Annotated in this window: 20 protein-coding genes and 1 pseudogene; 11 read left to right on the top strand and 10 right to left on the bottom strand. The window is 62.0% G+C overall.

What is annotated here, in order from left to right:
- The first annotated feature begins 339 nt into the window (after positions 1–339).
- The 3 genes from HS101_09560 to HS101_09550 all read left to right on the top strand — a co-directional run bounded on the left by HS101_09560 (position 340) and on the right by HS101_09550 (position 5,241).
- A complete protein-coding gene (locus HS101_09560; protein MBE7506518.1) occupies positions 340–807 on the top strand; it encodes a DUF721 domain-containing protein in 468 nt (155 codons plus the stop codon).
- Positions 808–3,420, top strand: a complete 2,613-nt coding sequence (gene gyrB / locus HS101_09555; GenBank protein MBE7506517.1) for a DNA topoisomerase (ATP-hydrolyzing) subunit B — start codon at positions 808–810, stop codon at positions 3,418–3,420.
- Between the two features lie 69 nt (positions 3,421–3,489).
- Positions 3,490–5,241 carry a hypothetical protein gene (locus tag HS101_09550; protein MBE7506516.1) on the top strand — a complete coding sequence of 584 codons (1,752 nt, stop codon included), beginning with the start codon at positions 3,490–3,492 and terminating at the stop codon, positions 5,239–5,241.
- On the opposite strand, the gene HS101_09545 is transcribed toward HS101_09550, so the two are convergent.
- On the bottom strand, positions 5,225–6,574 hold the full coding sequence (locus HS101_09545; GenBank protein ID MBE7506515.1) for a 6-phosphofructokinase: 1,350 nt from the start codon (positions 6,572–6,574) through the stop codon (positions 5,225–5,227). The genes HS101_09550 and HS101_09545 overlap by 17 nt on opposite strands.
- Before the next feature lie 244 nt (positions 6,575–6,818).
- Here HS101_09545 and HS101_09540 point away from each other — a divergent pair, with 244 nt between their 5' ends.
- From HS101_09540 to HS101_09510, 7 genes are all read left to right on the top strand, one after another.
- Positions 6,819–8,105: a hypothetical protein gene (locus tag HS101_09540; GenBank protein MBE7506514.1), complete on the top strand. Its 1,287-nt coding sequence runs from the start codon at positions 6,819–6,821 to the stop codon at positions 8,103–8,105.
- A gap of 35 nt (positions 8,106–8,140) precedes the next feature.
- Positions 8,141–9,472: a DUF935 family protein gene (locus tag HS101_09535; GenBank protein ID MBE7506513.1), complete on the top strand. Its 1,332-nt coding sequence runs from the start codon at positions 8,141–8,143 to the stop codon at positions 9,470–9,472.
- A gap of 78 nt (positions 9,473–9,550) precedes the next feature.
- Positions 9,551–10,573 (top strand): hypothetical protein, encoded by a 1,023-nt coding sequence (locus HS101_09530; GenBank protein ID MBE7506512.1) that lies wholly within the window; start codon positions 9,551–9,553, stop codon positions 10,571–10,573.
- A gap of 72 nt (positions 10,574–10,645) precedes the next feature.
- Entirely contained in the window at positions 10,646–11,401 is a 756-nt protein-coding gene (locus tag HS101_09525; GenBank protein ID MBE7506511.1) for a hypothetical protein, read from the top strand.
- A 101-nt stretch (positions 11,402–11,502) separates the two neighbouring features.
- Positions 11,503–12,417 carry a Mu-like prophage major head subunit gpT family protein gene (locus HS101_09520; GenBank protein ID MBE7506510.1) on the top strand — a complete coding sequence of 305 codons (915 nt, stop codon included), beginning with the start codon at positions 11,503–11,505 and terminating at the stop codon, positions 12,415–12,417.
- A gap of 162 nt (positions 12,418–12,579) precedes the next feature.
- The gene (locus HS101_09515) at positions 12,580–13,023 is read left to right on the top strand and encodes a DUF1320 domain-containing protein (protein MBE7506509.1); all 444 of its coding nucleotides are present in this window, start codon (positions 12,580–12,582) and stop codon (positions 13,021–13,023) included.
- Positions 13,024–13,036: 13 nt separating this feature from the next.
- Positions 13,037–14,113 (top strand): DUF1834 family protein, encoded by a 1,077-nt coding sequence (locus HS101_09510; protein MBE7506508.1) that lies wholly within the window; start codon positions 13,037–13,039, stop codon positions 14,111–14,113.
- Between the two features lie 6 nt (positions 14,114–14,119).
- On the opposite strand, the gene HS101_09505 is transcribed toward HS101_09510, so the two are convergent.
- Positions 14,120–15,034: a hypothetical protein gene (locus HS101_09505; GenBank protein MBE7506507.1), complete on the bottom strand. Its 915-nt coding sequence runs from the start codon at positions 15,032–15,034 to the stop codon at positions 14,120–14,122.
- A 727-nt stretch (positions 15,035–15,761) separates the two neighbouring features.
- Between HS101_09505 and HS101_09500 the strand changes: the two genes are divergently transcribed.
- Positions 15,762–16,157 (top strand): 6-carboxytetrahydropterin synthase, encoded by a 396-nt coding sequence (locus tag HS101_09500; protein ID MBE7506506.1) that lies wholly within the window; start codon positions 15,762–15,764, stop codon positions 16,155–16,157.
- A gap of 46 nt (positions 16,158–16,203) precedes the next feature.
- Here HS101_09500 and HS101_09495 read toward each other — a convergent pair whose 3' ends face one another.
- From HS101_09495 to HS101_09460, 8 genes and pseudogenes are all read right to left on the bottom strand, one after another.
- Entirely contained in the window at positions 16,204–16,962 is a 759-nt protein-coding gene (locus tag HS101_09495) for a queuosine precursor transporter (protein ID MBE7506505.1), read from the bottom strand.
- A gap of 32 nt (positions 16,963–16,994) precedes the next feature.
- Positions 16,995–17,333: a hypothetical protein gene (locus tag HS101_09490; protein ID MBE7506504.1), complete on the bottom strand. Its 339-nt coding sequence runs from the start codon at positions 17,331–17,333 to the stop codon at positions 16,995–16,997.
- 146 nt (positions 17,334–17,479) lie between these two features.
- The gene (locus tag HS101_09485; protein ID MBE7506503.1) at positions 17,480–20,110 is read right to left on the bottom strand and encodes a serine/threonine protein kinase; all 2,631 of its coding nucleotides are present in this window, start codon (positions 20,108–20,110) and stop codon (positions 17,480–17,482) included.
- A gap of 51 nt (positions 20,111–20,161) precedes the next feature.
- Positions 20,162–20,812, bottom strand: a complete 651-nt coding sequence (locus HS101_09480; GenBank protein ID MBE7506502.1) for a sigma-70 family RNA polymerase sigma factor — start codon at positions 20,810–20,812, stop codon at positions 20,162–20,164.
- A 315-nt stretch (positions 20,813–21,127) separates the two neighbouring features.
- Positions 21,128–22,209, bottom strand: a pseudogene (locus HS101_09475) (IS3 family transposase).
- Between the two features lie 119 nt (positions 22,210–22,328).
- On the bottom strand, positions 22,329–23,885 hold the full coding sequence (gene rho / locus HS101_09470) for a transcription termination factor Rho (protein ID MBE7506501.1): 1,557 nt from the start codon (positions 23,883–23,885) through the stop codon (positions 22,329–22,331).
- A gap of 155 nt (positions 23,886–24,040) precedes the next feature.
- Positions 24,041–24,640, bottom strand: a complete 600-nt coding sequence (locus tag HS101_09465) for a dephospho-CoA kinase (protein MBE7506500.1) — start codon at positions 24,638–24,640, stop codon at positions 24,041–24,043.
- A 395-nt stretch (positions 24,641–25,035) separates the two neighbouring features.
- On the bottom strand, positions 25,036–26,112 hold the full coding sequence (locus HS101_09460; protein MBE7506499.1) for an amidohydrolase family protein: 1,077 nt from the start codon (positions 26,110–26,112) through the stop codon (positions 25,036–25,038).
- Between the last annotated feature and the right edge of the window lie 87 nt (positions 26,113–26,199).

The raw sequence follows: 26,199 nt of genomic DNA, 5'->3' as shown, positions 1-26,199 counted from the left end.
AGTCGTTCCGGGATCGCCCGCAGGGGCGGGCTCAAATTGTTCAAACGTCGGACAAGTTTGCGCCGGCAACATCAGTAATAGTGACACGATTGACGAAGCGATCATTGTCTAGCCTCCTCTAGCAAGACTTGAATCATCTCCGGTTGGCCCAAGAGAAATGGACGCCCAATCCGTCTTTGGCCCAATCAGGAGGATTCTGCGTAAAGAATAACAAGCCAATCCCGCATTACAAGGCCTCACATCCACGCGGATTAGGCTTATGGGTGTCCATGGGGCGGCGCTGGCGACCTAGGCCGCGATCGATTAAAGTATGTGCGGGTTTTACATAGGGTTTCTTGCATGGGAAGGCACCCCTCCAGAGAACGGATTCTGCGGCAAGGCGGGGTAGCTGATGCCCCAAGGGACGTCCAGGAAGAGTTCTGGCGGCGCTATAATTTCGTTCCGTGGCGGCGGCGATTGCCGGCTGCACTGGGGGACCTATTGGCGAAGGCGTGGCCGGAGTCGGCAGGCAAGAAGAGCGGACTTTTGGATCGGGTTGAGGCGGCGTGGCTCAGGGCGCTACCCGCCGAATACGCGGAGTTGACGAAAGTTGAGGGGCTGACGGGCGGGCGGCTTCGGATAATGGTGGACAGCGCGGCGACGCGGTTTGTCCTGGAGCGGCAGCTTGGCGGGTCCCTGGTTGCGGCGGTGAACGAGGCGATGGGCGCTTCTGACGTCGGCCGGATCGAGTATCAAGTAGGTCGGATGTCCGGTCGGCGCAAGTCGATCGACAGCAACAAAAAGAAGATCAGCAAGGAACGCCAGTAAATGAGCGCGCCGCCGACGGATAGTCAATCAGGGTCGACCGTGGAAGAGATTTCCAACGACAAGCCTGCGCCGAAGCCTGTGAAGGAATACGGCGCGGAGAGCATTCGCGTCCTCGAGGGGATGGAGGCCGTCCGTAAGCGGCCGTCGATGTACATCGGCGACACGCAGCTTCACGGTCTTCACCACCTGGTGTGGGAGGTCGTCGATAACGCGGTCGATGAGGCGCTGGGCGGGTTCTGCAAGAATATCCTGGTCAAGATCAACGCCGACGGGAGCTGTACGGTTACGGATGACGGCCGCGGCATCCCGGTTGAGGTCAAGCGACTGCCGGGCAACCCCCAGCTCGACGGCAAGAGCTCGCTCGAGATTGTTTTGACGGTCCTGCACGCGGGCGGCAAGTTCGATCGCGATTCATACGCGATGAGCGGTGGTCTGCACGGCGTCGGCGTGAGCGTGGTGAATGCGCTGTCCGAGTGGCTGGTCGTCGAAGTTCAGCGCGAGGGGAAGATCTATACGATGCGCTTTGAGCGCGGCAAGGCGGTCAAGGAACTTGAGATGATCGGCGAGACGACGCGGACGGGTACGCGCGTCGAGTTCCAGCCGGACCCCGAGATCTTCGATGACACGAAATTTCGCACCGAGACACTGATTACGCGGCTGCGCGAGCTGGCTTATCTGAATGAGGGCCTCTCGATCAAGTTCGTTGACGAGCGGATCGGCAAGGAAGAGGAGTTTGCATACTCCGACGGCCTGAAGGCGTTCGTCGGCCATATGAACGAGGGCAAGGAGGGCCTGCACAAGGTGCAGATCCTCGCCGCGAAGGACGACGAGCAGGGCCTCGGCTGCAAGATCGCGTTTCAATTCAACAGCAGCTACAACGAGAACATTCTCGCCTTTGCCAACAACATCAAGAACCGCGACGGCGGAACCCATCTTTCCGGTTTCCTGACCGCGCTGACGCGCACGCTCAATGCTTACGCGCGCAAGAGCAATATTCTCAAGGGCGATTTGCAGATCAAGGGAGAGGACTGGCGCGAGGGGCTTACGGCTGTTGTTTCGGCGCAGGTGCGGGAGCCTGACTTCCAGGGGCAGACGAAGGATCGTCTGATGAACTCGGAGGTCGAGTCGTTCCTGCAGACGGTCGTGAACGAGCAGCTCGGCAACTGGCTTGAGGAGAATCCCGGCGACGCGAAGAAGGTGGTGAACAAGGGAATCGCGGCGGCGGCGGCGCGGGAAGCGGCGCGTAAGGCGCGCGAAGCGACGCGCAAAAGCGCACTGTCCAGCGGCAATCTGCCCGGCAAACTGTGGGACTGTCGGAGCAAGGACCCGGCCGAGTCGGAATTGTTCCTGGTCGAGGGCGATTCGGCAGGCGGTTCGGCGAAACAGGGCCGCGACTCGATGGCACAGGCTATCTTGCCGCTGAAGGGAAAGATTCTGAACGTCGAGAAGTCGCGGATGGACAAGATCCTTTCGCACGAGGAAATCAAGACGATCATCGGGGCTTTGGGCTGCGGGGTGCCGGGCTCGGAGGACTTCGATGTTGCCAAGTGCCGCTACGGCAAGATCATCATCATGACCGACGCGGACGTAGACGGCAGTCACATTCGCACGCTGCTGCTGACGTTCTTCTTCCGGCACATGCGGCAGTTGATTGAGAGCGGCAATATGTTTGTCGCACAGCCGCCGCTTTATCTGCTGAAGCGCGGGAAGAAGTCCGAGTTCGTACTCAACGATACGATCCTCGACGGAAACCTGACCGACTGGGGCCTTGAGGGGACGAAGCTGGTGATTCGCCCGGGCGGCGGCAATGGCTCTGCGGCGGGCAAGGAGAAAACTCTTTCCGGCGAGGAGCTGCGATTGCTCGTGAGGGTGCTTGACGACATCGCCTACATTCGGCGCGTCTTTCAGCGGCGGAGCATCGACTTCCGCAGCTTTGTCGCCGAGCATCACGGCAAGGGGAAGGGGGCGTTGCCGCGTATTCGTGCGGTGCTGGGCGGCAAGGAGCATTACTTCGCGGATGAGGATGGATTCAATCGATTTCGACGCGAGATGCAGGAGAAGCTCGGGGCGGTTGAGGTGGTTGAGGGCGGCGTGAGCCTTCCGGCGGCGAGGGATGAGGAGGGCGCGCCGGCGCAGCTGGTTCGATATGAGCTTACCGAATGCCGTCGCCTGGAGAAGGCCATTGGCTGGCTCGACGAACAGGGGATCGACCTCGACGACTACTTCATGGTGCGCGAGGAGCTGGTCACGGGCGAACTGACCCCGGCCAAGTATGTTCTCGTGCCGGACGACCGCGAGCCGGCAGAGCTGGAAGGCCTGGGCGGTGTTGCTGACGGGGTGCGAAAGATCGGCCAGCAGGGCGCGACGATCAAGCGCTTCAAAGGTCTGGGCGAAATGAATCCTGACGAGCTCTGGGAGACGACGCTCGACCCGGCCAAGCGGCAACTGCTACAGGTGGTCATCAGCGAGGCCGGCAAGGATGATCTTGAGCAGATGGAAATGGACTGGCGCGCGGCGGATCGAATTTTCTCCATTCTCATGGGCGACGACGTGGAAGTACGCCGCGGCTTCATCGAGACGAATGCGATTCATGTGAAGGATCTGGACGTCTGACGCGCCGATTCGATTCCCCCCCCCCTTCTCGCGTGAACACATCATTCGGCGATACACTCTCCTTCGATCATGAAGGCACCCCATTCACGCAATCGAGTCGCGGTCTGGTTTGAGGCGACGCGGCGGCCGGGCATTGTGCTCATACTCTTAGTTATTGCCTTGTATGCGCCATCGGTGGGCGACGGATTCATCCTCGACGATCATCGGGCGATGCGCGTTTTGCGCGAGCATCATGCGGGGGAGCGGCCTTCGCCGGACGTTTACCGATTCCTGTCGGGCGACGTCGGGCGCAACCGGGCCGAGCGGGATGCGGGGTGGTATCCGTGGTGGATGGACGACGACCTTAAGTACCAGCATATGCGGCCGTTGGCGGAGTGGGCTTTGTACGGGCAGTACGTTGTCTTTGGCGATCGGCCGCTGGGGTATCGGGTGGCGGGTCTTGCGCTCTATGCGGCGGGCGTGCTGCTGGTGTTGCGGCTGCTGCGGGTTGTCGGCGGTGACGAGCGTGTGGCACGATGGGGGGCGCTGATCTTCGCGGCGGCGGCGAGCCATGCGGTGCCGGTGCTTTTTATTTCCGCGCAGGGGGACGTGATTGCGCTGGTCTGCGCGGCGGGGGCGGTGATCGCGGTCGATCGGTTTGTCGGGACGGGAAGCGCGGCGGGGCTTGTGTTGTTTGCGCTGAGCCTTGTCATCGGCCTGGGAATGAAGGAGGCGATGTTGCCGGTGGCGGCGGCGCCGCTGTTGGTGTGGCGCATTCGCCGAGGAGAGGCGGCCGCGGGCAGGCGGGTTCTCGCGGCGCTGGCGGTTTCGGCGGTGATGGCGCTGGCGTGGCTCCTGTATTACTCGAAGGGCGGTTACGGCTCGAATACATCGGTGATGCTCGATCCTGTTCGGGCGTTCGGCGACTATTTGGCGGCGGTGCCGCTTCGGGCGCTGCTGCTGCTTTCGTCATGGGTCATTCCGGTTAATCCGTTTCTCTTTGAATTGACGCCAGGGCTGATGGCCTATCGGTGGGTGTATGCGGCCATCGGAGGCGCGGCGATTGGGTGCATTGCACTCCTGTTTGTTGCCCGAGATCGGGGGCAGCGCGGTGTCGGATGGATGGCGCTTTGGGCGGTCGCGTTTCTGCCGATTCTGGTTTGCACGCCGCCGGACGATCGGGTGATGGTGCTGCCGAGCATCGGGCTGGCGTTTTTGGGGGCGGCGTGGATGACGCGGCCGAGGAAAGATGGTTCGCCGCGATTGCGGCTGATTCCGCTTTTCTTGTTTGTTGTTGTTCAGGTAACGACGGTGTGGACGACGGGATGGTTGCTTTCGTATCTGGAGTCGCAATCGCGGTTGCATCTCAAGATGATGGCGGATGCGTTTGGTCGGCCGATGAGGGAGGGCGATCACATCTTTGTGATCAATAATCGGTATGCGTTTGAAGGGCTTTTCATGCAGGACCGTTTCATGTCGATGCCGGGGGCGGCGGGGACGGCGACGATTCTCTCGGACAGCGGGGATACTGAAGCGGCGGTAGGTGATGACCATACGATTGTGATTTGGTCTGGAGCGGACGATCCAATGCTGAGTGGATTTTTGGGGCAGATGGGAACGACGCGCGGGCATGCACGGGCGGAAGGCGAAACGATGCGCGGGCTGGGGTTTGAGGCGAAGGTGGTTAAGACGGGCGCTGGGCTGCGCAGCGTCGAGCTTCGGTTTGATGAGCCAATCAGTTCGGACAACTACCAGTTTTTCAAAGTGCGGCCTGATGGCGTGCCGGAAGAGTGGAGCCCGGCGAATAGGCTGGGAGACGGCGCCATCAAACGACCGGGGTGAAGCCGGGTTGTTCGAAGAGGCGGGTGGCGGCGCGGGTGTAGCGTTTGATGAATTCATGCTCGGTGGTTTTGGCTGCGGCGGCGAGCTTGGCGAGCATGACGGGGTCATTGAAGTCGGTGGATTCGAGGCGGATCATGTAGGCGCGGGCGACTTTGTAGCTGTCGCTGTGGACGTCGACCTGGCGAATGCGCGTGCGGTTGGTCCTGGGGTCAACCATTTCGGCGAAGGTGACGGGGAAGAGATTGCTGCCCTGGATGGTGACCATGATGCCGCCGGTGAGGTCGCGTGTTTCGTCGAGGATGAGGGTGACGGCGCCGTTGCCGAGGTCGCGGCAGTAGGCCATGTCGAGCGGGGTAGGTGGTGCGCAGCGGAGCATATAACCGATGGTCTGCGGAATAACGGTGATTTTCTCGTCGCGCTCCTCGGAGCGGCGCATGAGCTCCTCGGTCAGCATTCGGGCGAGGGGCACTTCGGCGAGGCGCATGTGGCCTGCGGCGTCGACGGGCACTTTCTTGTGGAGCAGGCGCTCCAGTTCTTCACGATCGCCGAGCCTGTAGGCGAGGCCCTCGGCGACGATGGCGACGCCGTCGGAGCGGCCCATTGCCTTGCGTTTGAGGAGGGAGCCTTCGAGGACATCGGCGATGCCCTGGATGGTGGTGGTCTCGCCGAATTCCTCGGGGATGAGGGTGACGGTCGCGCCGGCGGCCTTGCCCATGCCCATGGCGAGGAAGCCGGCGTGTCGTCCCATGGCGACGACGACATACCAGCGGCCGGTGGTTTTGGCGTCTTCCATGAGGTTGGCGACAAGCTCGCTGCCCAGGTGCCGGGCGGTGTTGTAACCGAAGGTGGGGATGTCGCCGGCGAGCGGTAGGTCATTATCGATGGTCTTGGGGACATGGACGACGCGGATGCGGCCGCCGGTTCGCTCGGCGACGAAGCGCGCTGACAAGGCGGTGTCATCGCCGCCGATGGTGATGATGCATGTCACGCCGAGCTCGGTTAAGTGCTGGATGACGCGGCCCACTTTTTTTTCGTCGGGCCGGACGTGGCCTTCGACTTCGATCGAGCCTTCGTCGAGGAGGGTTGTGCGGGCGGTGCGGAGAATGGAGCCGCCGTCAAAGTGAATGCGGGCGACATCTTTGATGTGCAGGTCGATGCAGTGCCGCTCCTGGACGAACTTGTCGGAGGCGAGATGCTTGAAGCCGTCGTAGATACCGACGACGGAGAGGCCGCGGTTGATGGCTTCGATGGCAGCCGCGCCGATGACGGCGTTAATGCCGGGCGCGGGACCGCCTCCGACGACGATTGCGAGCTTGGGACGATTCAGTGCCATGATGCAAATCCAGATAGCTAAAACGTTTTTCCTATTATAGTTCGGCCGCCTGAAAACGGAAGCCGGCACCGCCTATTTCGGAGTATACACGCTGGTCGGCGATTTTCTCGGGCATTCATGATGGCCGGGCCGGAAAGGGTATGTGGGGCGGCGGCGGGCGCGCACGGGGAGCAAGTGTCGAGGGTGACGCGATCGAGAGGGGCGGGCGCCCTTCCGATCGGTCGGGCTCGGCGGAGCACGTCACTTGCTTGAGTTGCTGCCCTATCAACAGAGTCTTGTTTCGGACGCCGCGCGCTTTACGTGGAACTGCTGGGCGCGGCAGACGGGGAAGAGCACGACGCTTGGTCTTCGGCGGCTGATGCGGGCGGTCGAACGAAAGCGCTTGCAGGTCATTTTGTCGGCGGGCGAAAGACAGAGTCGCGAGGTGATGGAGAAGATTCGTCATCACTGCCGCTCGCTGTCCATCTATTACGAGTGGTGTGAGGAGAGCTACTTCAAGGGCACGCAGTTTCGCCAATTGGAGCTTCGCCTTTCCGGGGGCGTGAGGATCATCGGGTTGCCGGCGAACCCGACGACCGCACGGGGGTTTTCGGGCGACGTGTTCCTGGATGAGTTCGCGATGCACCGGGACGCGGAAGAGATCTGGGCGGCGCTTTTTCCGACGGTGCTTCGCGGAGAGGGGGAAATCGACGTTGCATCGACTCCGCGCGGGCAGAAGAACGAGTTCTTTCAGCTCAAGGATCGGAAAGATTTTGCGAAGCGGACCATCACGCTGGCGGATGCGGTTTCGCGTGGATTGTCGGTAGACGCGGAGCTGATGCGGCGGAGCATCGGCGACGAATGGGCGTGGCGGCAGGAATTCTGCTGCGAGTTTCTCGACGAGGCCACCAGCTTTCTGACTTACGAACTGATTCGATCATGTCAGGACGACACGTGCAAGACTGACGTGGATTGGAACCTGCTCAACTCGCGCGACGCGGAGCTCTACATCGGCGTGGACGTGGGCCGACATCGAGACCTCACTGCCATCTGGTTGTGGCAGCGCATGGGAGAGTCGCTCGTCACGCGCGGACTCGAAGTGCTCCGCGATGCACCGTTCGACGAGCAGGAGGCGGCCCTCGATCGGCTGCTTCGTCACCGGTCGGTTCGGCGAGTTTGCATCGACGCCACCGGAATGGGTCTGCATCTGGCGGAGCGGCTTACTGCCCGATACGGCGACGATCGTATTCAGCGCGTTGTCTTTACGGCGGCGCTCAAGGGAGAGCTGGCGGGCCGGCTTCGGGTCAGCGCGGAGCGCGGGCTGCTCAGTATTCCCGTGGACGATCGCATTGTCGAAGACTGGCACAGTCTGACACGAGCCGTCACTTCATCGGGCGGAGTGCGATTCGACGCGGCGCGATCGGAAGGCGCGCACGCGGACCGCTTCTGGGCGGCTGCGCTGGGGATTCACGCGGCGACGGCCGGCCCGCGCGGCGAGGCCGAATTCACGACAGCATATCCACCCAGATTCGCCAGAGACGGCGTCTGGTAAGAGATCACACGCGAAGAAAACATGAGGAGTCGCATATGAATATCGTTGGAAGAATTGTCAATTCGATCATGGGGCGCGGGCGAGCGCTGCCGAGGCCCGGCGCGATTGTGCGTCGAGGCCGCGAGGATGTCTGGCAAGACTACCCTGCCGATGGTCTGACGCCCCAGCGATTGATTTCTATCATCCGCGAGGCTGACGCGGGCGATCCATCCGCGCAGCTTTCACTCTTCGAGCAGATGGAGGAGAAGGACGCCCATTTGTTTAGTGTTGCGAGGACTCGCCGCCTGGCGGTGACGGGGTTGGCGTGGGAGGTTGTGTCGGCCGCGGAGATGCCTGGATGGGGATCGGCGCGAAGTGTTTCCGCAAGCCGAGCCCTTGCTGACGAGGCGGCCGCTTACTGCGATGCAACACTGCGCGACTTACCGGGGTTTGAGGCAGCGCTGGACCATATCTCGCTCGCCGTTGGGCGCAATATTTCACTGGTTGAGTTGATTTGGGAGGCGTCGGAGTCCGGCCATCGTCTGGCGGCCCTTGAGCCGGTTCCGTTTGGCCGCATCACGCTCGACGGGAACGGACAGGTGCGCGTTTTGACGGACGCGGCGGCGTTTGAGGGGATCGAGCTGCCGCCGGACAAGTTCATCATGCATGTGCCGCACGTGTCGAGCGGGCATCCCCTGCGCGGCGGAATTCTTCGCGCGACGGCGATTGCCTATCTCGGCAAGCACTTTGCAGTCAAGGACTGGCTGGTATTCGCGGAGGTGTTTGGGATGCCGGTGCGGATTGCCCGATATGCGCCGAACGCGACGCCGGAGGAGAAGCGCGAGCTGCTGGGGATGTTGAGCAAGTTGGGTGCCGATGCGACCGGGATTTTCTCCAAGGCGGTGGAGCTTCAGATCGTGCAATCGCGCACGCCCGGTGAAGTGAACTTGTACGAGAACCTGTGTCTCTACTTTGACCGAGAGATGAGCAAGGCGTGGCTGGGGCAAACACTGACCACTGACACGGCGCGCATGCTGGCCAGTGCGGGGGCGGCGAAAGTTCACGATCAGGTGCGGCGCGACTTGCGCGATGATGACTTGCGCAAAGAAGCGGTGACGCTGCGGCGCGATCTATTGGCCCCGATGACACGAATGCAGTTTGGGCCTGGCGCTCCGGTTCCGCACTTCCGCCGCATCATGGAGCAGCGGTTCGACCCCCTGCAGTTGGGCAACACACTCGATATCGCCGTGAACCGACTGGGGGCGAAGGTTCCGACGCGGTGGGCACATGCAGCGCTGGGGATACCCGAAGCCGGTGAGCAGGAGGCGGCGCTTCCCGGAGTCCCGACTGCAAGTGGCGCGAGAGGCGCGAACGGGGAGCAAGGTTAGTGGGAAAGATGTGCGGCGATTTGAAGCGCGGGCTGCACCAAGGACCCGGACAACAACCTATCAGGAAGGGAGAGGCCGATGAACGAAAACGCGATCGTCAGTGACAATGCCCGGCGCACTGTGCCAGGAAGCCTGGTTCAGGCGGCAGCGGTGGAGAGGCTCGTGATGGAGTCGTCTGCCGTGGGGCAGGCAGATCCTCCGGAACAGATTTTCATTGCGCCGTGGGGTGAGGTGGAGACCCTGGCGGGATCATTCATCGTGGATCAGGAGGCCGCCACGGCCACGATCGAGGCGTTCACCGCGCACGGCGCTGATGTGCCGGTCGACTACGAACACCAAACTCTCGGCGGCAACTACAGCTCGCCGACTGGTCAGGCGCCTGCCGCGGGCTGGATTCGGGCGCTGTCGATGATCACGCCCAGTGAGGCCGCGGCTCGTGGCGGCGACATTCAGCCGGGTCTGTGGGCGCGCGTGGAGTGGACGGATGAGGCGGCGGAGAAGCTTCGAACGCGGCAGTATCGCTATCTGTCTCCAGTTGCGTTGGTGCGCCGAAGCGACCGGCGGCTAATCGGCCTTCATTCCGTCGCCCTGACCAACAAGCCCGCGATTGTCGGGATGAGGCCGTTGATCGCAAGTGCCGACGGAGCGGCACGGGATGGTCATCAGCCGATGGCGTGTGCCGCCGAGCGATTGCGGGGGCTATTGCGCATTGCGGATTCCGCGGAGGAGGGGGCAATTCTTCTTGCGGCGGCAGAGCGCATCGAGTTGCTCGAGTCGCGCGAGCGAAATCAGGCGGCGAGCCAGCGCGTGGCGGCGGCGATGTCTGCCGGAAAGCTGACGGCCGCGCAGAGGGATTGGGCTGTCTCGCTCGCCGAGCGCAGTCCGGCGGAGTTTGAGCGATGGGCGGCGGTCGCACCCGTGGTGGTGCCGCTGGGGCGGATCGTGCCTGTTGTGTCAGGTGATTCGTCAACTTCGACCTATAGGGCGGCGGAGTCGGCGGCCCGGGCGGAGTACCGCAACAACCGGACGTTTCTTGAAAAGCTTTGTAACGAAGAGGCCTATGTCGCGCAGGCCGTAAGGGCGGAGTCGGCGAGCAGCTAACCGGCGGCGGCGACCTTGCGTGAATGCCGGACATGGGAAGGATGAAAAGGATCAAGAAGGAGGATGATGGAAATGGCTATCTCGGCCAATCGTGAATTGAGCAGGTATGTGGATCAGGAGTTGCGCAGCTTTGCGGTCGCCGCATCGACGCGCGTTTACAAGGGCGCCATCGTCGGCGTTGATCGGGCGAGCGGCTATGTTCGCAATCTCGTTGCCGGCGACGTGTTCGCGGGAATCGCCTATGAGGAGATCGACAACAGCGCGGGGCAGAACGGCGATGCCACTGTTCGACTTTACACGCAGGGAGATTTTATTCTCACCGTCTCCGGGGCAACGCAGACGCTGGTCGGCGGGCCGGTGTATGCGCTGGACAATGAGCTGGCCACGGTCGCGCCGGTGGTCGGCGGCAGCTATTGTGGTGTTTTGATGGCCATCGCCGGCGCCAACGTCGGGATCGTGCGGATCATGCCGATGGCTGCTCCGCAGGTTGAGCAGGAATCGAATGTTCGGCTCGACAGCTCGCTGAGCGCCGCGACGACGAACCCGGTGCTGATTACTCAGCGGGCGATCAAGGTGCTGCACGCCCAGGTTTCATTCAACACCGTTCCGAATTCCGGCGCTCTGGATGTGGGGACCGGTAACTCCACGCCAAACGAAGTCGTCTCGGGCTTCAATCTCGCGTCACTCAGCGCGAATACGCCGGCCACGCTGACCATCAACTTCGCGAACGTGGCCAAGGGGCTGCGCGTCTGGGCCAAAGTCGGGCAGGCGTCATCGACGGCGGGCGTCGGTGGATTGCTTTCGCTTCGATACATCGAATTGCCGTAGTTGCCGGGAGGCGGGTCGCGTTGAGCCGCCTGATCAAGAGAGACATTGATCGCCGGGCGCGCGATGCGCGCGGCGCATGACGAAGAAGGAGGAGGTTACACATGGCAGTGATCAACACGGGGCTCTTGACCAAGGGCCTGAGAAGCGAATTCTTCAATCGGTTTGACGGGACGCCTGTTCACTTTGGCGATCTTTCGACGCGTGTGGTGTCGACGAGCGATCGCGAGGACTATCGGTGGCTTGGTACGGTGCCGAAGGTGCGCGAGTGGGGGCAGGGCCGGCTGGCCCAGGGTCTGCGGGTGGAAAGTTACTCGATTGAAAACCTCAAGTATGAGGCGACGATCGAGGTGGATCGCGACGAGATCAGCGACGATCAGACGGGCCAGATTAGGCTGCGCGTCGCGGAACTGGCTCAGCGCGCCGCAACGCACAAGGATTTCCTGATTTCGCAGTTGCTTGTCGGCGGGGAGACGGCGGGCAACAACAGCTATGACGGCGTGAGTTTCTTCAATGCCGCCCACCTATCGGGCGCGTCCGGCAATCAGAGCAACCTGCTCACTTTCGACGCTGACGCGACGGATGCGCCGACTGCTGAGGAATTCAAGGAGGCGCTCAAGCAGGCGATCGGCTCGATGCTGGGGTTCGTCGATGATCAGGGCGAGCCGATGCTGGTTTCCGCCAGTGGGCTGGTCTGCGTCGTTCCGCCGACCATGCTTTTCACCGCGAACGAGGCGATCAGCGCCACGGTGTCCGGCGGCGGGGCGAACACGTTGTCGGGCATCGCACGGGTGATCTCGTTTCCGTGGCTGACGGACAAGTCCAAGTGGTATCTGCTCAAGACGGACGGGATTCTCCGCCCGTTCATTTTTCAGGATCGCGAGCCGGTGGAGTTCAACGCGCTGGCGGAGGACTCCGACGAGGGATTCCGCCGGGAGAAGTTCCTGTTCGGCGTTCGTGCCCGATACCGAATGGCTTATGGCTACTGGCAGTTCGCGGTTCGATCGGACTTTATCTGACACTTGCCGGAGGGAAAGGGGGGCCGTCAACGCGTGCGGCTGTTGACGCTCTGTTCGCCGGTGAGCGCGGGAGACGACACCGCCTCACCGGCGAGCACCCTTTTTGGGGGCGATTATGACCGCAGATTCCTGGGCCGTTCTACTTAATGGAGTGCCGCAGACATGGCATATATCACCAACGAAGACATTCAATCTCGAATCGGATCGGCGGCGTACATTCAGTTGACGGATGACGCGGGCACGGGGTCGGCGGACGCGTCGAAGGTGGATGAGGCGCGGCTGGGGGCCGAGGGCGAGGCGAACAGCTACGTTGCAGCGCGGTATGCGGTGCCGGTGGACTTGACGGGCGAGCCTCAGGTGCAGGCGGCGCTTCGGTCGTTTGTCCTGGACATCGCGGCGTATCGGCTTCACACGCGTCGTCCGCCGGTGCCGGAGGACATTATCCGTCGGCGCGACGACGCGGTGACCTGGCTGGCGCGCGTGGCGTCGGGGCTGGTTCAGCTTCCGGCGGCCAGCGCGCCGACGGAAAACCCGGCGCTGGGTATCGCGGGGCGCGCCACGGGGCCTGCCCGATTGATGACGCGCGAGAGCATGGAAAATCTGTAGGAGGGCCTCGACGATGTCACGATTGGGCGATCTCGAAAACACCATTGTTTCACGGCTGGCGACGGCGACGATTTCCGGTTCGCCGGCGTTCGCGGTCGTGCGCGGATTTTCCGGGGGGAATCGACCGGAGCTGCGCGAGGCGATTCGACGGGAACAGGCTCCCGCCGCGTATGTTTCATTTACCGAGGAGCTGACGGCGCCGGAGACGTCGGACCTCCGCCGCGGCGCAAAGTTTGTCATCATGATTGCGGCGAAGATGCTTCGCGTCGGCGATAATGCGCGGCACGGCACTTCGGATGGACGGGGCGCGTTTGAGCTGATGGATCTCGTTCGTGCGCGACTGGACCTGTACGAGCCGGGCGGGGACACACAGCTTCAGAGTATTCACGAGAAGTTCGTCGATGCGGACGATCGCGTTGTCATCTATGAGCTGGCATATCGGGCGTGGCCAATTTTTCTTGTTGAGGCGTTGCTGGCAGAGCCGCCGGCGATCGCCCCGCGCATGATCGGCACGGCGACGGATTATCTGCGACTGGATGTGGCGAGCGCGTCGTACACACTTGTGGGGGATGCGCGGCCGACGCGGCAACTGCCGATCATCGGGCTGGCGGGGGTGATTTCGTACAACGTCGGGAGCTATATCGCTACGCAATTTTCCACCAATGCCGAGGCGTCGAGCAGTTTTCCCGCGGTGCAGATCGCGAGTACCAGCGACGGCGGATGGCGCTCGCTGCCGGTCCTCATCGAGGACTGGTGTGACGTGGATGATGTCGCGGAAATTGTCGTGCCGGTGCAAGCGGCGGCCGCCGCGAGCGGGGATGTGTCGCTTCGCGTGAACTGGGACATTGCCCGAGCAGGGGCGAGCGGCGTCATCGAGGGCATCGCGGGGAATGTCGTGGCTGGGCCGACGGGTGCGGGCGACATTGCTTTTCTGGTTGCCGGCACGATCGCGAAGAGTGCGCTGGCGGCCGGGGATTGTGTGTCGTTTGCAGTTCAGCGATTGGGGGCAAGCGACGCGGCGGATACGTATACGCAGGATCTTTTGATCGCGCGCATGGGGTGGATCAACTTTCGGCGCGTGCGGCTGTGATTCACCTTATGAGCGCTTGCGGCGCATGAGCAGCAGCGCCGGAATCAGCAGGCTGAGCGTTGCTGGTTCAGGGACTCGGAACGCCAGGTCCACGATCTTGCCCTGCGGGCCGGGCGTCAGGAACATCGAATCAATCTCGTTGAACGTCACCGGGTCAAAGATGTGCACTTGCGCCGTGACGCCGTCGACGACGTAGATATTCCCGTCGAAGGGGCTGATCTCAATGCCGTGGGTGTTGCCCCAGCCGGTGCCCGAGAAGCTGCCGAGCAGGTTGTACGACGTGTCGTAGTGGTAGACCTGGTTAAATCCCAGGGCGCTGACGAGCGGCTCACCGTTCGGCAGGAACTCAATGTCATTCGCCCTTGCGCCGACCGGGATGGTCCACTGGTTGACGAATGCGCCGGTGATTGCGTCCACTTCTTTGACGCCGCTGGCGCTATAGCTGCAGACGAAGAGATTGCCGTTGGGCCCGATGCGCATGTCGGAGGGGTCCTGCAAGGTCGTGACGACGCGGATGAATGCGCCGGTGGTGGCGTCGTATTCGCGGACGTCGTCCGTATTCCAACTGCCGATGTAGACGCCGCCGGTCGGGGCGTAGAGGCCGGCCCACTGGGTGCCGACGCCGGGGCCGCCATTGTAAGTCTTGATGTACGCGCCGGTGTTGGCGTCGAACTCATTGACGCCGCCGCCGAAGTGGCCGACAAGCATGCGATCGCCCGCCGCATTGAGCTTGACGCCGAGTTGCCCCTGCGCGCCGACGGACGCGGCGAACGGCCCGCCGAATGCGCCGGTGGTTGCGTTGTATTCACCGACGAAGTTGAAGACGTCGCTGGAGACGAAGAGGCTTGCCGAGGCGGGGGTGACCGCCAGGCCCAGGCTGAGTATCAACAAGAACGCGGAACGTCTGGCAAAGCGAATCATCTTCTTTCCTCCCGGGATTGCGGCGGCAATGACCGCTCGCGTCAGAAAAATCGAACAACTCTATCGGGCTCGGCACTGGGCCGGTCCTGAAATCCAATTAAGTCAGTGTAATTGCTGGGGGCAGCCAAACCAAGCGTTTTTGGTGGCAATCGGCGGTATTTTGCCCTTTTGTGTGCATGGCCGGCGGCACTGTGTGCGAGGAAAAATGACGCGATGGTCGGGGCGAATTACAATTCCAGTGATGAATCAAGCGTCCGCTGAATCAGTCAAACGCGCCGGCGCGGTGCCGCGCACACGTCCGGCCGTTCGGCTCATGCGTGAGATTCGATTCTCCATCGACCGCGACTGGGTTCACGCGGCGCATGGGGAGAGCGGTTTTGAGGGGGCACTGCCGGTGACGAATTCGTGGGGCGGGTGGCCTTCGGCGGTAGGGATCGCGCCGCACCTGGTGCTGCGAATTGTCGTGTCGGGGACGCCGGACCCGGTGACGGGGTATCTGGTCAACATTCAGGAACTCGATGCGATTCTGCGGCGACACGCCATACCGGAGGCGGCGCAGCGCCTGTTTGCAGCGGGCGTTCGGCTGACCGGCGAACAGTTGCTGGCGGGCATCGTCGAGAAGATCACGCCGCTGGTGCCGGCGAATTGTCACTTTGAGTCGCTGCAGATGTGCGCGACGCCGTTTCTGTCGTATCGCATGAGACCGGGAGACGCCGAGATGATTGAACTGACGCAATGCTTTGAGTTTTCCGCCGCGCACCGGTTGCACGTCGCCGCCCTTTCGGACGAAGAGAACCGCCGCGCGTTCGGCAAGTGCAACAACCCCAATGGGCACGGCCACAATTATCAGATTGAGGTGACGGTCGCCGGGCCGATTGACGCGAAGACGGGCGCGGTCTTGCCGCTGCCGCGTTTCGAGTCAGTGGTGAAATCAGAGGTGATCGATCGCTTCGACCACAAGCATCTCAACAGCGACACGGCGGAGTTCGCGGAGCTCAACCCGTCGGTGGAGAATATCGCCCGAGTGATCTGGGAGATTCTGGAGGCGAAGGTTTCTCCGGCGAAGCTGCGGCGGGTACGGGTGTGGGAGACGGCGAAGACGTATGCGGAGTATGTCAGTTAGCGAGCGCTCTCAATTCAAATGAAACAGACGTCGCCGGGGGCCGCGCCTAATCGCTCAGCGAGAAGGGCGTGAAATTTGTATCGTGGTCGTAGTAGTCTTCGTTCTCGGCGCGTTTGAGCCAGCCGACGATGGCGTAGGTGGCCGGCGTGAAAAGCGCTTCCACCGATACTTTGAAGACCCAGTTGAAGGCAATGACGCGGATCATGGTGCCTGGCTGCCATATGGCGTAGAAGGCGATCGGGTAAAAGAGGGCGCTGTCGACGAGCTGGCCGACCATGGTTGAGCCGATGGTGCGCGTCCAGAGCAGCTTGCCTTTTGTCCAAATCTTCATCTTGGCCATGACATAGCTATTGGCGAAGTCGCCGGACCAGAAGGCGATCATCGAGCCGACCACAATTCGCCATGTGTTGCCGAAGACGGTCTCCAGTGCCGGCTGCATGACCTCGTTGAAGGGCTCGTTAGGGTCTGCCGGGAAGTGGATGACCGCGAATCCCATGATGGTGGCGAAGATCATCGCCCCGAAGCCGGCCCAGATGACCTTGCGCGTTCGGGCGTAACCGTACACCTCGGTGAGAACGTCGCCGAAGATATAACTGATGGGAAAGAAGATGTTGCCTGCGCCGAAGGTGAGTGAGCTTCCGATGCCGGGCAGGCTGAAGGGGAGCGGCATGATGCACGTCTTGCCGGGACCGATGAGATTGGAGCAGAGCAGGACGGTGACAAAGACGGCCATGACGAGGTCGTAGTACTTGTAGTGCCGCGCGTGAACGGAAGGGGCCGAGATTGTCTGGGGGGGCTGCGGCATCGGCTTATTCAATCCGACGGACGGGGATGTCGTCAACCGAGAGTGACTGGCCGGGGTAGAAAGAGATCGACGAATCCGGCGATGTCGCGGCCGCCCACCACGCCGTCGTCGCGAAGCCGAAGCGCCGAGGCGGGCACGCTGTTGTACGTCCCGCTTTGCCAGCCGCCGCCGTGAATCCGGAGCACCGTCGATAAGAGCGGCTGCCCGACCGGCGGCAGATAGATGTCCATCATCCGGGTCACCGCGCCCCCGGCGGCCAAGGGAATGACACCGACGGGGACATTGCTGAAATTGGGCAGGACCTGAACTGTAGCGGGTGATACGCCGATGATCGCGAGGAAAATCATCGCAATAAGGACTGTTGCGCGCATGAATTTCCGCTCCCCAATACTTGGTTCGCTAAAGGGCCTAAGGTTGCACCGGTCCTGGATTATTGCAAGGGGATCTTAAGACCCGTTGCGAGTCGTCTTGCGGCGCTCATTGATTACCTGCCTGGAAAAGTCTTGTCCGCGCCGGTTCACTTCACTTTATGGACATCGGCCGAGGCATCTGACGCGTTTGCATCGTCTGCCGGCCGGGTGGTTGCCTTGAGGCGGTCGATTTCTTGATTCCATCGGGCGACCCTTTCGGAAGACTGGCGGGCGGTGTTCAGACCAACCAGGCGCTGGGCGATGGCGAGCTTGTCTTCGAAGCGGAAATCGGAAGAGTCGATGATGGCCTGATACGACTCGGTAAGAAGCTGTTCCGCTTCGTCCAGCTTGCCTACGCCGCCGATCGTGCTGACGAGACTGTGCATGGCGGTTATGGTGTCGGGATGTGCAAGGCCGTGGATGCGGCGGAAGATGGCGAAGGATTCCCTGAGGGCAATTTCGCAGCCCTTTTGATCACCGCGGGCCCAGAGCAGGGTGGCCATGTTGTGCAGCGTCGTAGCGACGTCGGGATGATCTGAGCCGTAGATTTTGCGGCGGATGTCCAGGGCTTCGTCGTAGGCCTTCTGCGCGCCGTCCAGATTACCCAACTGGTGCAGCGCCTGTGCGAGATTGTCGAGATTTGTGGCTACGTTCGGGTGGAGCCGTCCGAGGACGGCCTGGTTGAGTCCCGCCGCCTCGCGGAATCGGGGCTCGGCCTCTTTCCAGTTGGCGAGCTGACGGTAGACCATTCCGACGTTGTTGACGATTTCGGGGAGGACGGACAGGGATGCATTTCGTGGAGATCGCGCGATGCGTTCCGCCTCGGAGAGCAGCGCCATCGCCTCGTCATATCGCTCCAATGAGTTAAGCGTCGTCGCCAAATCATTGAGACATGCGGCGATAGCCGGGTCGTCGGGGTCGCGAATGGTCCGCTGGATGGCAAGCGCGGTGCGGAAGTCCGGCTCGGCCAGTTCGACTTTTCCGGAGAAAGACTGGATGCTGCCGCGGAGCTGAAGGGCTTCGGCGTACTCGGCGGACTGCTCGCCGACGAGGTCGCGATAGGCATTGATCGCGCGATTCGCCTGGTCCATTGCTGCCGCATACTGTGCCAGCCCCATGAATGTGCGGCTGATCGTCAATCGAACGCCGGCCTCGACGACCGGCTGGTCTTTCATGGAGCCCGCATCGAGCTTGGCGACGGCCTTTTCAACGGCTTCTCTGGCGGTGATGTCGCGTTGTGCGCCGACCATGGGATCGGCGACGGCCAGCATGTCGAGCATGAAGCGGTTGACGGCCTCGGCTTTCCGGGCGGCGGCATGCGCGTCGGCCGCGCTCTTGAGCGCAAGTGTTCGCTGCTCCTGGGCGACATCGCGCTGTTGGAGGGCCTCCATGAATCCGGCGACCGCAAGGCCCATGCCAATGATCAGGGCGGCGGCGATGCCGCTTAGAGCCAGCAGCGCGGCGCGATTTCGCCGGGCGAACTTGCGGAATCGATAGGCGAGGGTCGGCGGACCGGCGAGGATCGGGCAGTTGTTCAGATATCGCTCGATGTCGAGCGCGATGTCCCTTGCCGTCTCGTAGCGCCGTGCCCGGTCTTTCTCAAGGCACTTCATCACGATCCAGTCGAGGTCTCCGCGCAATTGCCGGGCGAGGATTCTGCGGTGTGCCATCGGCTGGCCTGCGAGCGCGCCGGAATCCCTGGCGGATTTTTCGATGAGTCGGGTACTGGGCCGGGGAGGCTCGACCTCGCGGATGATCCGCTGGATTTCGCTGTAGCTTTGGCTCAGCAGGCTTCGGGGATCGAAGGGCGGCGAACCGGCGAGCAATTCGTAGAGCAGGACGCCGAGCGAATAGATATCCGTTCGCGTGTCGATGTCGAGTTGATTCATGTCCGCCTGCTCGGGGCTCATGTATGCGGGCGTGCCGATGAGCATTCCCTGGCGGGTGTGAAGCGAATGATCGGTGAGGGGTTGATGGATGGCCTTGGCGACGCCGAAATCGATGACCTTGACGACGGCGCCCAGAGTCACGCTGTTCGCCGCGTCGTTCGAGGCTTGCGGCAAGTCGGCTTGCGCGTCGGCGTCGTGAGATACGACGAGGACATTGCTCGGCTTGAGGTCGCGGTGAATGATCCCCTTCTGGTGGGCGTGCTGAACGGCGTGGCAGACCTGCATGAACATGAGCAGTCGATTGCGCAGCGACGACTTATGGTTTCGGCAATAAGTTGTGATTGGCTCGCCGGAGACGAACTCCATGACGAAGTACGGCCGGCCTTCGGCGGTTGTCCCGGCGTCGAGCACGGCGGCGATATTGGGATGGCTCATCATGGCCAGGGCCTGTCGCTCGCCCTCGAAGCGGGCGATGACCTCGCGCGAGTCCATGCCGAGCTTGATGACCTTGACGGCGACGATGCGGCGGACGGGCTCATCCTGGCGCGCGCGGTAGACGATGCCGAAGCCGCCTTCACCTGTCACGTCGAGCGGAACGTAGGGGCCAATTCGCTCGGGTAGTGCGGCAGGCTCGACATTTTGAGGGCCCTCGCCCCTCAGGTTCAGCGGATTGAGAGTCGGCGCGTCGAGAAAGTCTCCTGCGCCGTCGTGGGCCGCGAGCAGGTCCTGCACGGCGACGCGCAACTGCGAATCGCCGTCGCAGATGCGGCGCAGGGCGTCAACCCTGCCCTCCTCCGGCAGCTCGATGACTTCCTCGAAGACTGACTTGACGCGCTGCCAATCTGACATGCGGGCCCTCGGTGATTTATTGCCGGCGCAAACGAAACAGGTGAAACATTTTTATTCTGATTCGATTTGCTTGTACAGCCAGGCCCGGGCAAAGGCCCACTCGCGCTTGACTGTCCGCTCGGACAGGTTCATGGCGGCGGCGGTGTCCTCCACGCTCAGGCCGGCGTAGAACCGAAATTGCACAATCGTCGCGGCCCGTTCATCGCGTTCGGCCAACTGTGTGACGGCCGCGTCGAGCGCGAGAATGTCGTCGCCGTCGGTCGAAAGGGCCATATCTATGGCATCCAGCGATTTGCGGCGCATGTTGCCGCCGCGCTTCACGCGGCCGCAGCTTCGGGCGTGGTCGATCAGTATCCGGCGCATCGCCTGGGCGGAGGCGTGGAAGAAATGTGCCCGACTGGACCAGTTGATCGCCTGGCTGCCGACGAGCTTGAGATAGGCTTCGTGGACCAGGGCGGTAGGTTGCAGAGTGTGGTCGGGGTTCTCGCGGCTCATCCGGTTGCGCGCGATGGCGAGGAGCTGATCGTAAACGGCGCGCAGGAGTTGATCGGCGGCCTGCTTCTCGCCCCCGGCGGCTGCGTGCAGCAGTTTGGTCACCGGCGCGGGATCGTGCCCGGCGGTTATATCGCCCGTGCTTGCGAAGCCCTCTTGTGCCACGGTCACTCCCGGCAATGGTCCGACGATCGGCACCGAATCGCTCATTATAGCCGACACGGGGCCGTGTTCGGTGAAGTTCGCCGGTTCCGATATTGAACAATTTTCGGGTTCGACGGCGGGCGGGCGTTGGTGCGGCGTAACGGAAGTGTAAAACGAACGGCGGCCGACACGGTGTGTCCGTGACCTGCCCCCAATTTATGTACCAGTTGCTATGAGAGTCGAGTCCACTTTTCGATCCTGCGCAGGCGCTGATAGCGAACCGGCAGGAGGGGAAGAAGCCGGGGTCCAGGGGCTGAGCCCTTGGCGGGGGTTTGGGGGCAGGGCCCCCCAGGCTTCCGATCTACACTGGGCCGCATACGCCGCCGGCGTCTGATAGCCCAGCGACGAATGCGGCCGATGGTGGTTGTAATCATTTTGCCAGGTGGCCGCCAGGACCTTGGCCTCGCGCAGATCGGCGAAGGACTCGGCATTGAGCAGTTCATCGCGCAGCTTGCCATTGAAGCTCTCGGAGTAGCCGTTCTCCCAGGGGCTGCCCGGCTCGATGTAGAGCGTGCCAATCTGCGCCGCCTCCAAGTAGCTTCGCAGCGCCTGGGCGATGAACTCCGGACCGTTGTCACTGCGGAGGAACCGCGGCGCCCCGCGAATGAGGATCACCTGGGCGACGATGTCGATGATCACCGAGGCGGTCATGCCGCGCTCGACTTCCAACGCCAGGCACTCCCGGGTGTACTCGTCGACCAGCGTCAACCACTTCAGCGACCGATGGCCCTCATCCCGGTCATGGATGAAATCCCAGGCCCAGACGTGGTTGGGGTGTTCCGGGCGATGACGCAGAATCCCCCCGTCGCTATGGCCCAATCTGCGCTTCTTGTGCTGCCTTCGAGGCACTCGAAACCCTTCCTTCCGCCACAAGCGATAAACTCGCTTGCGGTTCACCTTCCAGCCCTCACCCCGCAAGAGCGCCCAGACCCGACGGTAGCCATACCGGGGATGGTGTCGTACCTGCTCATGCATCGCGCGCACCAGCATCGGCTCATCCTCCACCACGAGCGGCTCGTACCGCTGAGTGCTTCGCGGCTGACCAACCACCTCACACGCCCGACGCTCCGACACCTCGCATGCCGTCTGCGCCTCCTGCACCGCCTCCCTGCGGCGCGCCGGGCTCGCTATTTTCCCTTCAGCACTTCCTCCAGGATCTGCTTGTCCAGAATCAGGTCGGCCACCGCCTTCTTTAGCCGGCGGTTCTCGATCTCCAGCTCCTTGAGCTGCTTGGCCGCCTCGGCCTTCATCCCGCCGTACTGGTTCCGCCAGCGGTGAAGGGTCGGCTCGCTGACTTCCAGCCGCTGGCACACCTGACCGATGCTCGCCCCGGCCGTCAGCATCGCGTCCGCCTCACGCAGCTTGGCGATGATCTGCTCCGGGCCATGTCGTCTTCGCTTCATCAAGAATCTCCTTGCCCATCCGGGCAGTTAAGACTCTCATAAGAACTGGATCAAGTCTCGGGGAGCAGGTCATCCGCATCGGCCGCGCGTTGAACTAGCCATATGGATTGTCCGGCGGGTTACGCCAGGTTCATGGTCATGAGGAACTCGGCGTTCGTCTTGACCTTCTTGAGCCGTCCGGTGAGCAGCTCCATCGCCTCGACGGGGTTCATATCGACGAGAACGCGGCGGAGCTTGTAGATGAGCTCCAGCTCCTTCGGGTCGAGCAGCAATTCTTCCTTGCGCGAGCCGGAGGCGGCGATGTCGATGGCCGGCCAGACGCGCTTGTCGACCAATCGGCGATCGAGGTGGAGTTCGCTGTTACCGGTTCCCTTGAACTCTTCGAAGATGACTTCGTCCATCTTGGAGCCGGTATCGACAAGGGCGGTGCCGATGATGGTCAGGCTGCCGCCTTCCTCAATGTTACGGGCCGCGCCGAAAAACCGCTTGGGCTTCTGCAGGGCGTTGGCGTCGACGCCGCCGGTCAGAATCTTGCCGGAGTGCGGCACTTCGGTGTTGTAGGCGCGGGCCAGTCGCGTGATCGAGTCGAGAAGGATGACGACGTCGCGGCCGTACTCGGTGAGTCGCTTGGCCTTTTCAATGACCATTTCGGCGACCTGTACGTGCCGGCTGGCGGGCTCGTCGAAGGTCGACGAGACGACCTCGGCCTTGGTGTGCCGCTGCATTTCCGTCACTTCCTCGGGCCGCTCATCGACGAGAAGGATGATGACGTAGGCGTCGGGATGGTTGGTGGTGATGGCGTTGGCCATCTTCTGCAACAGCACGGTCTTGCCGGTGCGCGGCGGAGCGACGATGAGCATGCGCTGGCCGAAGCCGATCGGCGTGGCGATGTCAATGACGCGCATATTGATTTCGTCGGGGCTCGTTTCCAGGACGATGCGCCGATTCGGGTGATGCGGCGTCAGGTCTTCGAAGACGGCCTTCTCGGTAACCTTGTCGGGCTCCTCGAAGCAGATGGCCTCGACGCGGAGGAGGGCGAAGTATTTTTCCGACTCCTTGGGGGGACGAATCTGCCCGGCGATGATGTGGCCGCTGCGCAGGCCGAAGCGTCGAATCTGCGAGGGGCTGATGTAGATGTCGTCGGGGCAGGGGATGTAGTTGTATTCGGGGCTGCGGAGGAAGCCGAAGCCGTCGGGGAGGATTTCGAGAACGCCCTCGCCGTACATGAGGCCGTTCTTGTTGATGCGCTCCTTGAGGATCTTGAAGATGAGCTCCTGCTTCTTCAGGGCGGCATAATCAACGACGCCCTCTTCCTTGGCGACTTCGTGAAGCTCGGGGATGCCCATGCGCTGGAGGTCGGTGATGTGCAGATCGCCGCGCTTGATCTTTTCGTAGCGATCGTGGGTTTCCTTGTCGAAGCCGGCCGGCGGCGGCGACGAGCGGTGTTCCTGCTCGGCTGTGGCGGAGGCGGCGATGGGCGCCGCGACGGGGGCGGCGACTGGGGCGGAAACCGGGGCCTCGTCCTCGACGCCTGCGCCGAAATCGTCGGTATCGGGGGAAACGACAATGACTTCGTCATCGTCATTATCATCTACTCGGGGCCGCCTTGCCGCTGCCGCGGGCGCCGGTCGTCGGGTCTTCTGCTGGTAGGGTCGTTTGCCTTGTGGTTTAGGCATGATTGTGGCCTCCGATTCGAGAATGGTCATGTAGCATGTGTTGTGTACCTATTGAGCGTGTATCTTTTGAAAAACAGACTATTGAAAAATTAACTGATGGTTTTGGGACCGACTGATCGCGGGGCAAATGTGTATCCGACCTGTCGGTTGGCGGCCTATGGCTGACTGGGACTCGACTCCGATACGATTTGATCGTGAATGCGTTCGACCTGCAACCGCAGGTCCGCGAGGCTGGAGTTGTTCTTACAAATATAATCGGCCCTGGCTCGCTTCATGTCCAGGGGTTGGTGAAGTTTTTCTCTTCTTTGCAGCTCTCCGTCCGGCCAGTGCCGAGTCTGCCTGGTCCGGGCGATGCGATCTTCCAGCGGGGTATCCACAAATATCACCGCGTCGCAGGTGAGATCAAGGTCGGACTCGTAAAGCAGCGGACTGTCCAGGACAATCATATTGATGCGCGGTTGCGCCTCGTAGGCCTCGATGAGGCATTGACGTCGCACGTCGATGCGAGGGTGAATCAGCGCCTCTAATCTGTGGCGCTGCGTCGGATCAGCAAAGACGATGGCCCCAATCTTCTTTCGATCTACGGTACCATCTGCGGCCAAAATCTGGCCGCCCCACCATTGCACCAGTGTCTCTTGAACATCAGGATGGTTAAGCTCGCGATGACTCAGCTCGTCGGAATCGATCACCGCCGCGCCGAGTTCGCTCAGGATTTTGGCAACACTACTCTTGCCTGAGCCGATTCCGCCGGCCAAGCCGACGATCGGTTTGCCGGATCCCGATCTACTATTCTTGTGAGCCGTGAGACGATCTCCGATCAACTCCTAAACCGGCACACATTCTCGTCCCGATGGACGCTTATTCGGAGGCACATCTGGGTGCCCGATTAACAAAAGGCTCAGGAATCGCTTGAGCGTAAACTGCTTGCCCAAGCCCGAAATGATCATATCCCTTGGAAATTTCGTGTCTGTTGAGGACCGCGAACTGTGTGCGAAAAGCGGATTATGCCCCAAGAAACGCGACTACTGATGGTATTATATCGCGTGTCCGAGGGCTTGTCACGTTTTTTTTTAGGGTCTTTGAGACTCCTTACAACTGCCCAACTCTTCGAAATTTCACACTTCGGCGAGGGGAACGGATCATGGGGATTCTAGTGCCGGGCCAGAAGTTGGGCTGCCCGGTTAAATACGCCATCGTCGAATCCCAGGGCCCGCTTGAGTTGAAGGTCCTTTTCAATCCACGAGGGGATCGCGGCAATGCGACGGCGCGTGTCCCGATCCAGTACGCGCCAAAATGGCCATGTGAGCACGGGGATGGGATAGTCGCTGCCCCATACGAGCTTCCGGTGGGCCTGGGGGCTGGCCGCAAGACGGCGGAGCCAGCCGGTCCGGCCAAATGCCGCGAGGGCGGAGATATCCGCATAGATCGGCTCCGCGGAGAATTCCCCCAGCAGCGCGGACATAAGCGCATGAAACCCGGCGGAACTTTGCCATGGGAAGGAGGGGGTCGCCGCGTGAGCGACGATCACGCAGGGCAATGCGTCCTCGCGGCGAAGGGCACGCAGTGTGTCGAGCATGGGCCCCGGATGCTCAAACTCCATGTGCTGCCGGGAGAGCGACATCTCGCCGCCGTAGTGAATCAACATCGGGACGTTCAGTCGCGCGGCAGCCCGAAGAAACGCGACGGTGCGGGGGTCTTCAGCGCGGATGTTCTGGTGAATGGGCAGCCACTTGATGAGAACGGCCCCGGCCGCCGCGACTTCCGCGAGCATCTCAATCGCTCCTGGGCGATAGGGATGGATCGAAGCGCCGAACATGTAGCGGTCCGGTCGGGCAACGCACATCGCTTTGACGAGACTGTTTGAAGTGTACAGATCGCTGCCGCGGCGCTCCCCTTTTTCGGCGGCGCCCAGGGCCTGGCCCTCGTCGGTGCGATATTCATCGAAGGCGAGCAGCACCAGCCGATCGACGCTCGGCATGTTCGACCAGTGCATTTCGTTGACTGCCTCGATCCGCTGATCGAGGGCGTCACCGCGCGGCAGGGCCGGGTCAATCTTCATCCACCGCTTGACGAAGAACCACGCCGGACGACGCAGCAGCCGGGGAGACAGAAAGCTGTCATAACCGGGCGAGCCTTCCGCGCCATGGGCCTCGAATGAGAATCGCGGGATGGACGAGTCAACCCGGCGTGCGGAGAGGCCGGCATGGCAATGGACGTCGATGACCATGACAATGATTATGAATGGGCAATCAACGGCTGAGAATGGGTAATCCGGAAATCCGCGTGGGATTGCGGTTGCACCGGCTCCGCCGAA

This window comes from Planctomycetia bacterium, from assembly GCA_015075745.1.
Classification (GTDB): domain Bacteria; phylum Planctomycetota; class Phycisphaerae; order UBA1845; family UTPLA1; genus UTPLA1.
The sequence above is the reverse complement of the archived record's forward strand: the minus strand, read 5'-3'. Positions and strand labels throughout refer to the sequence as shown.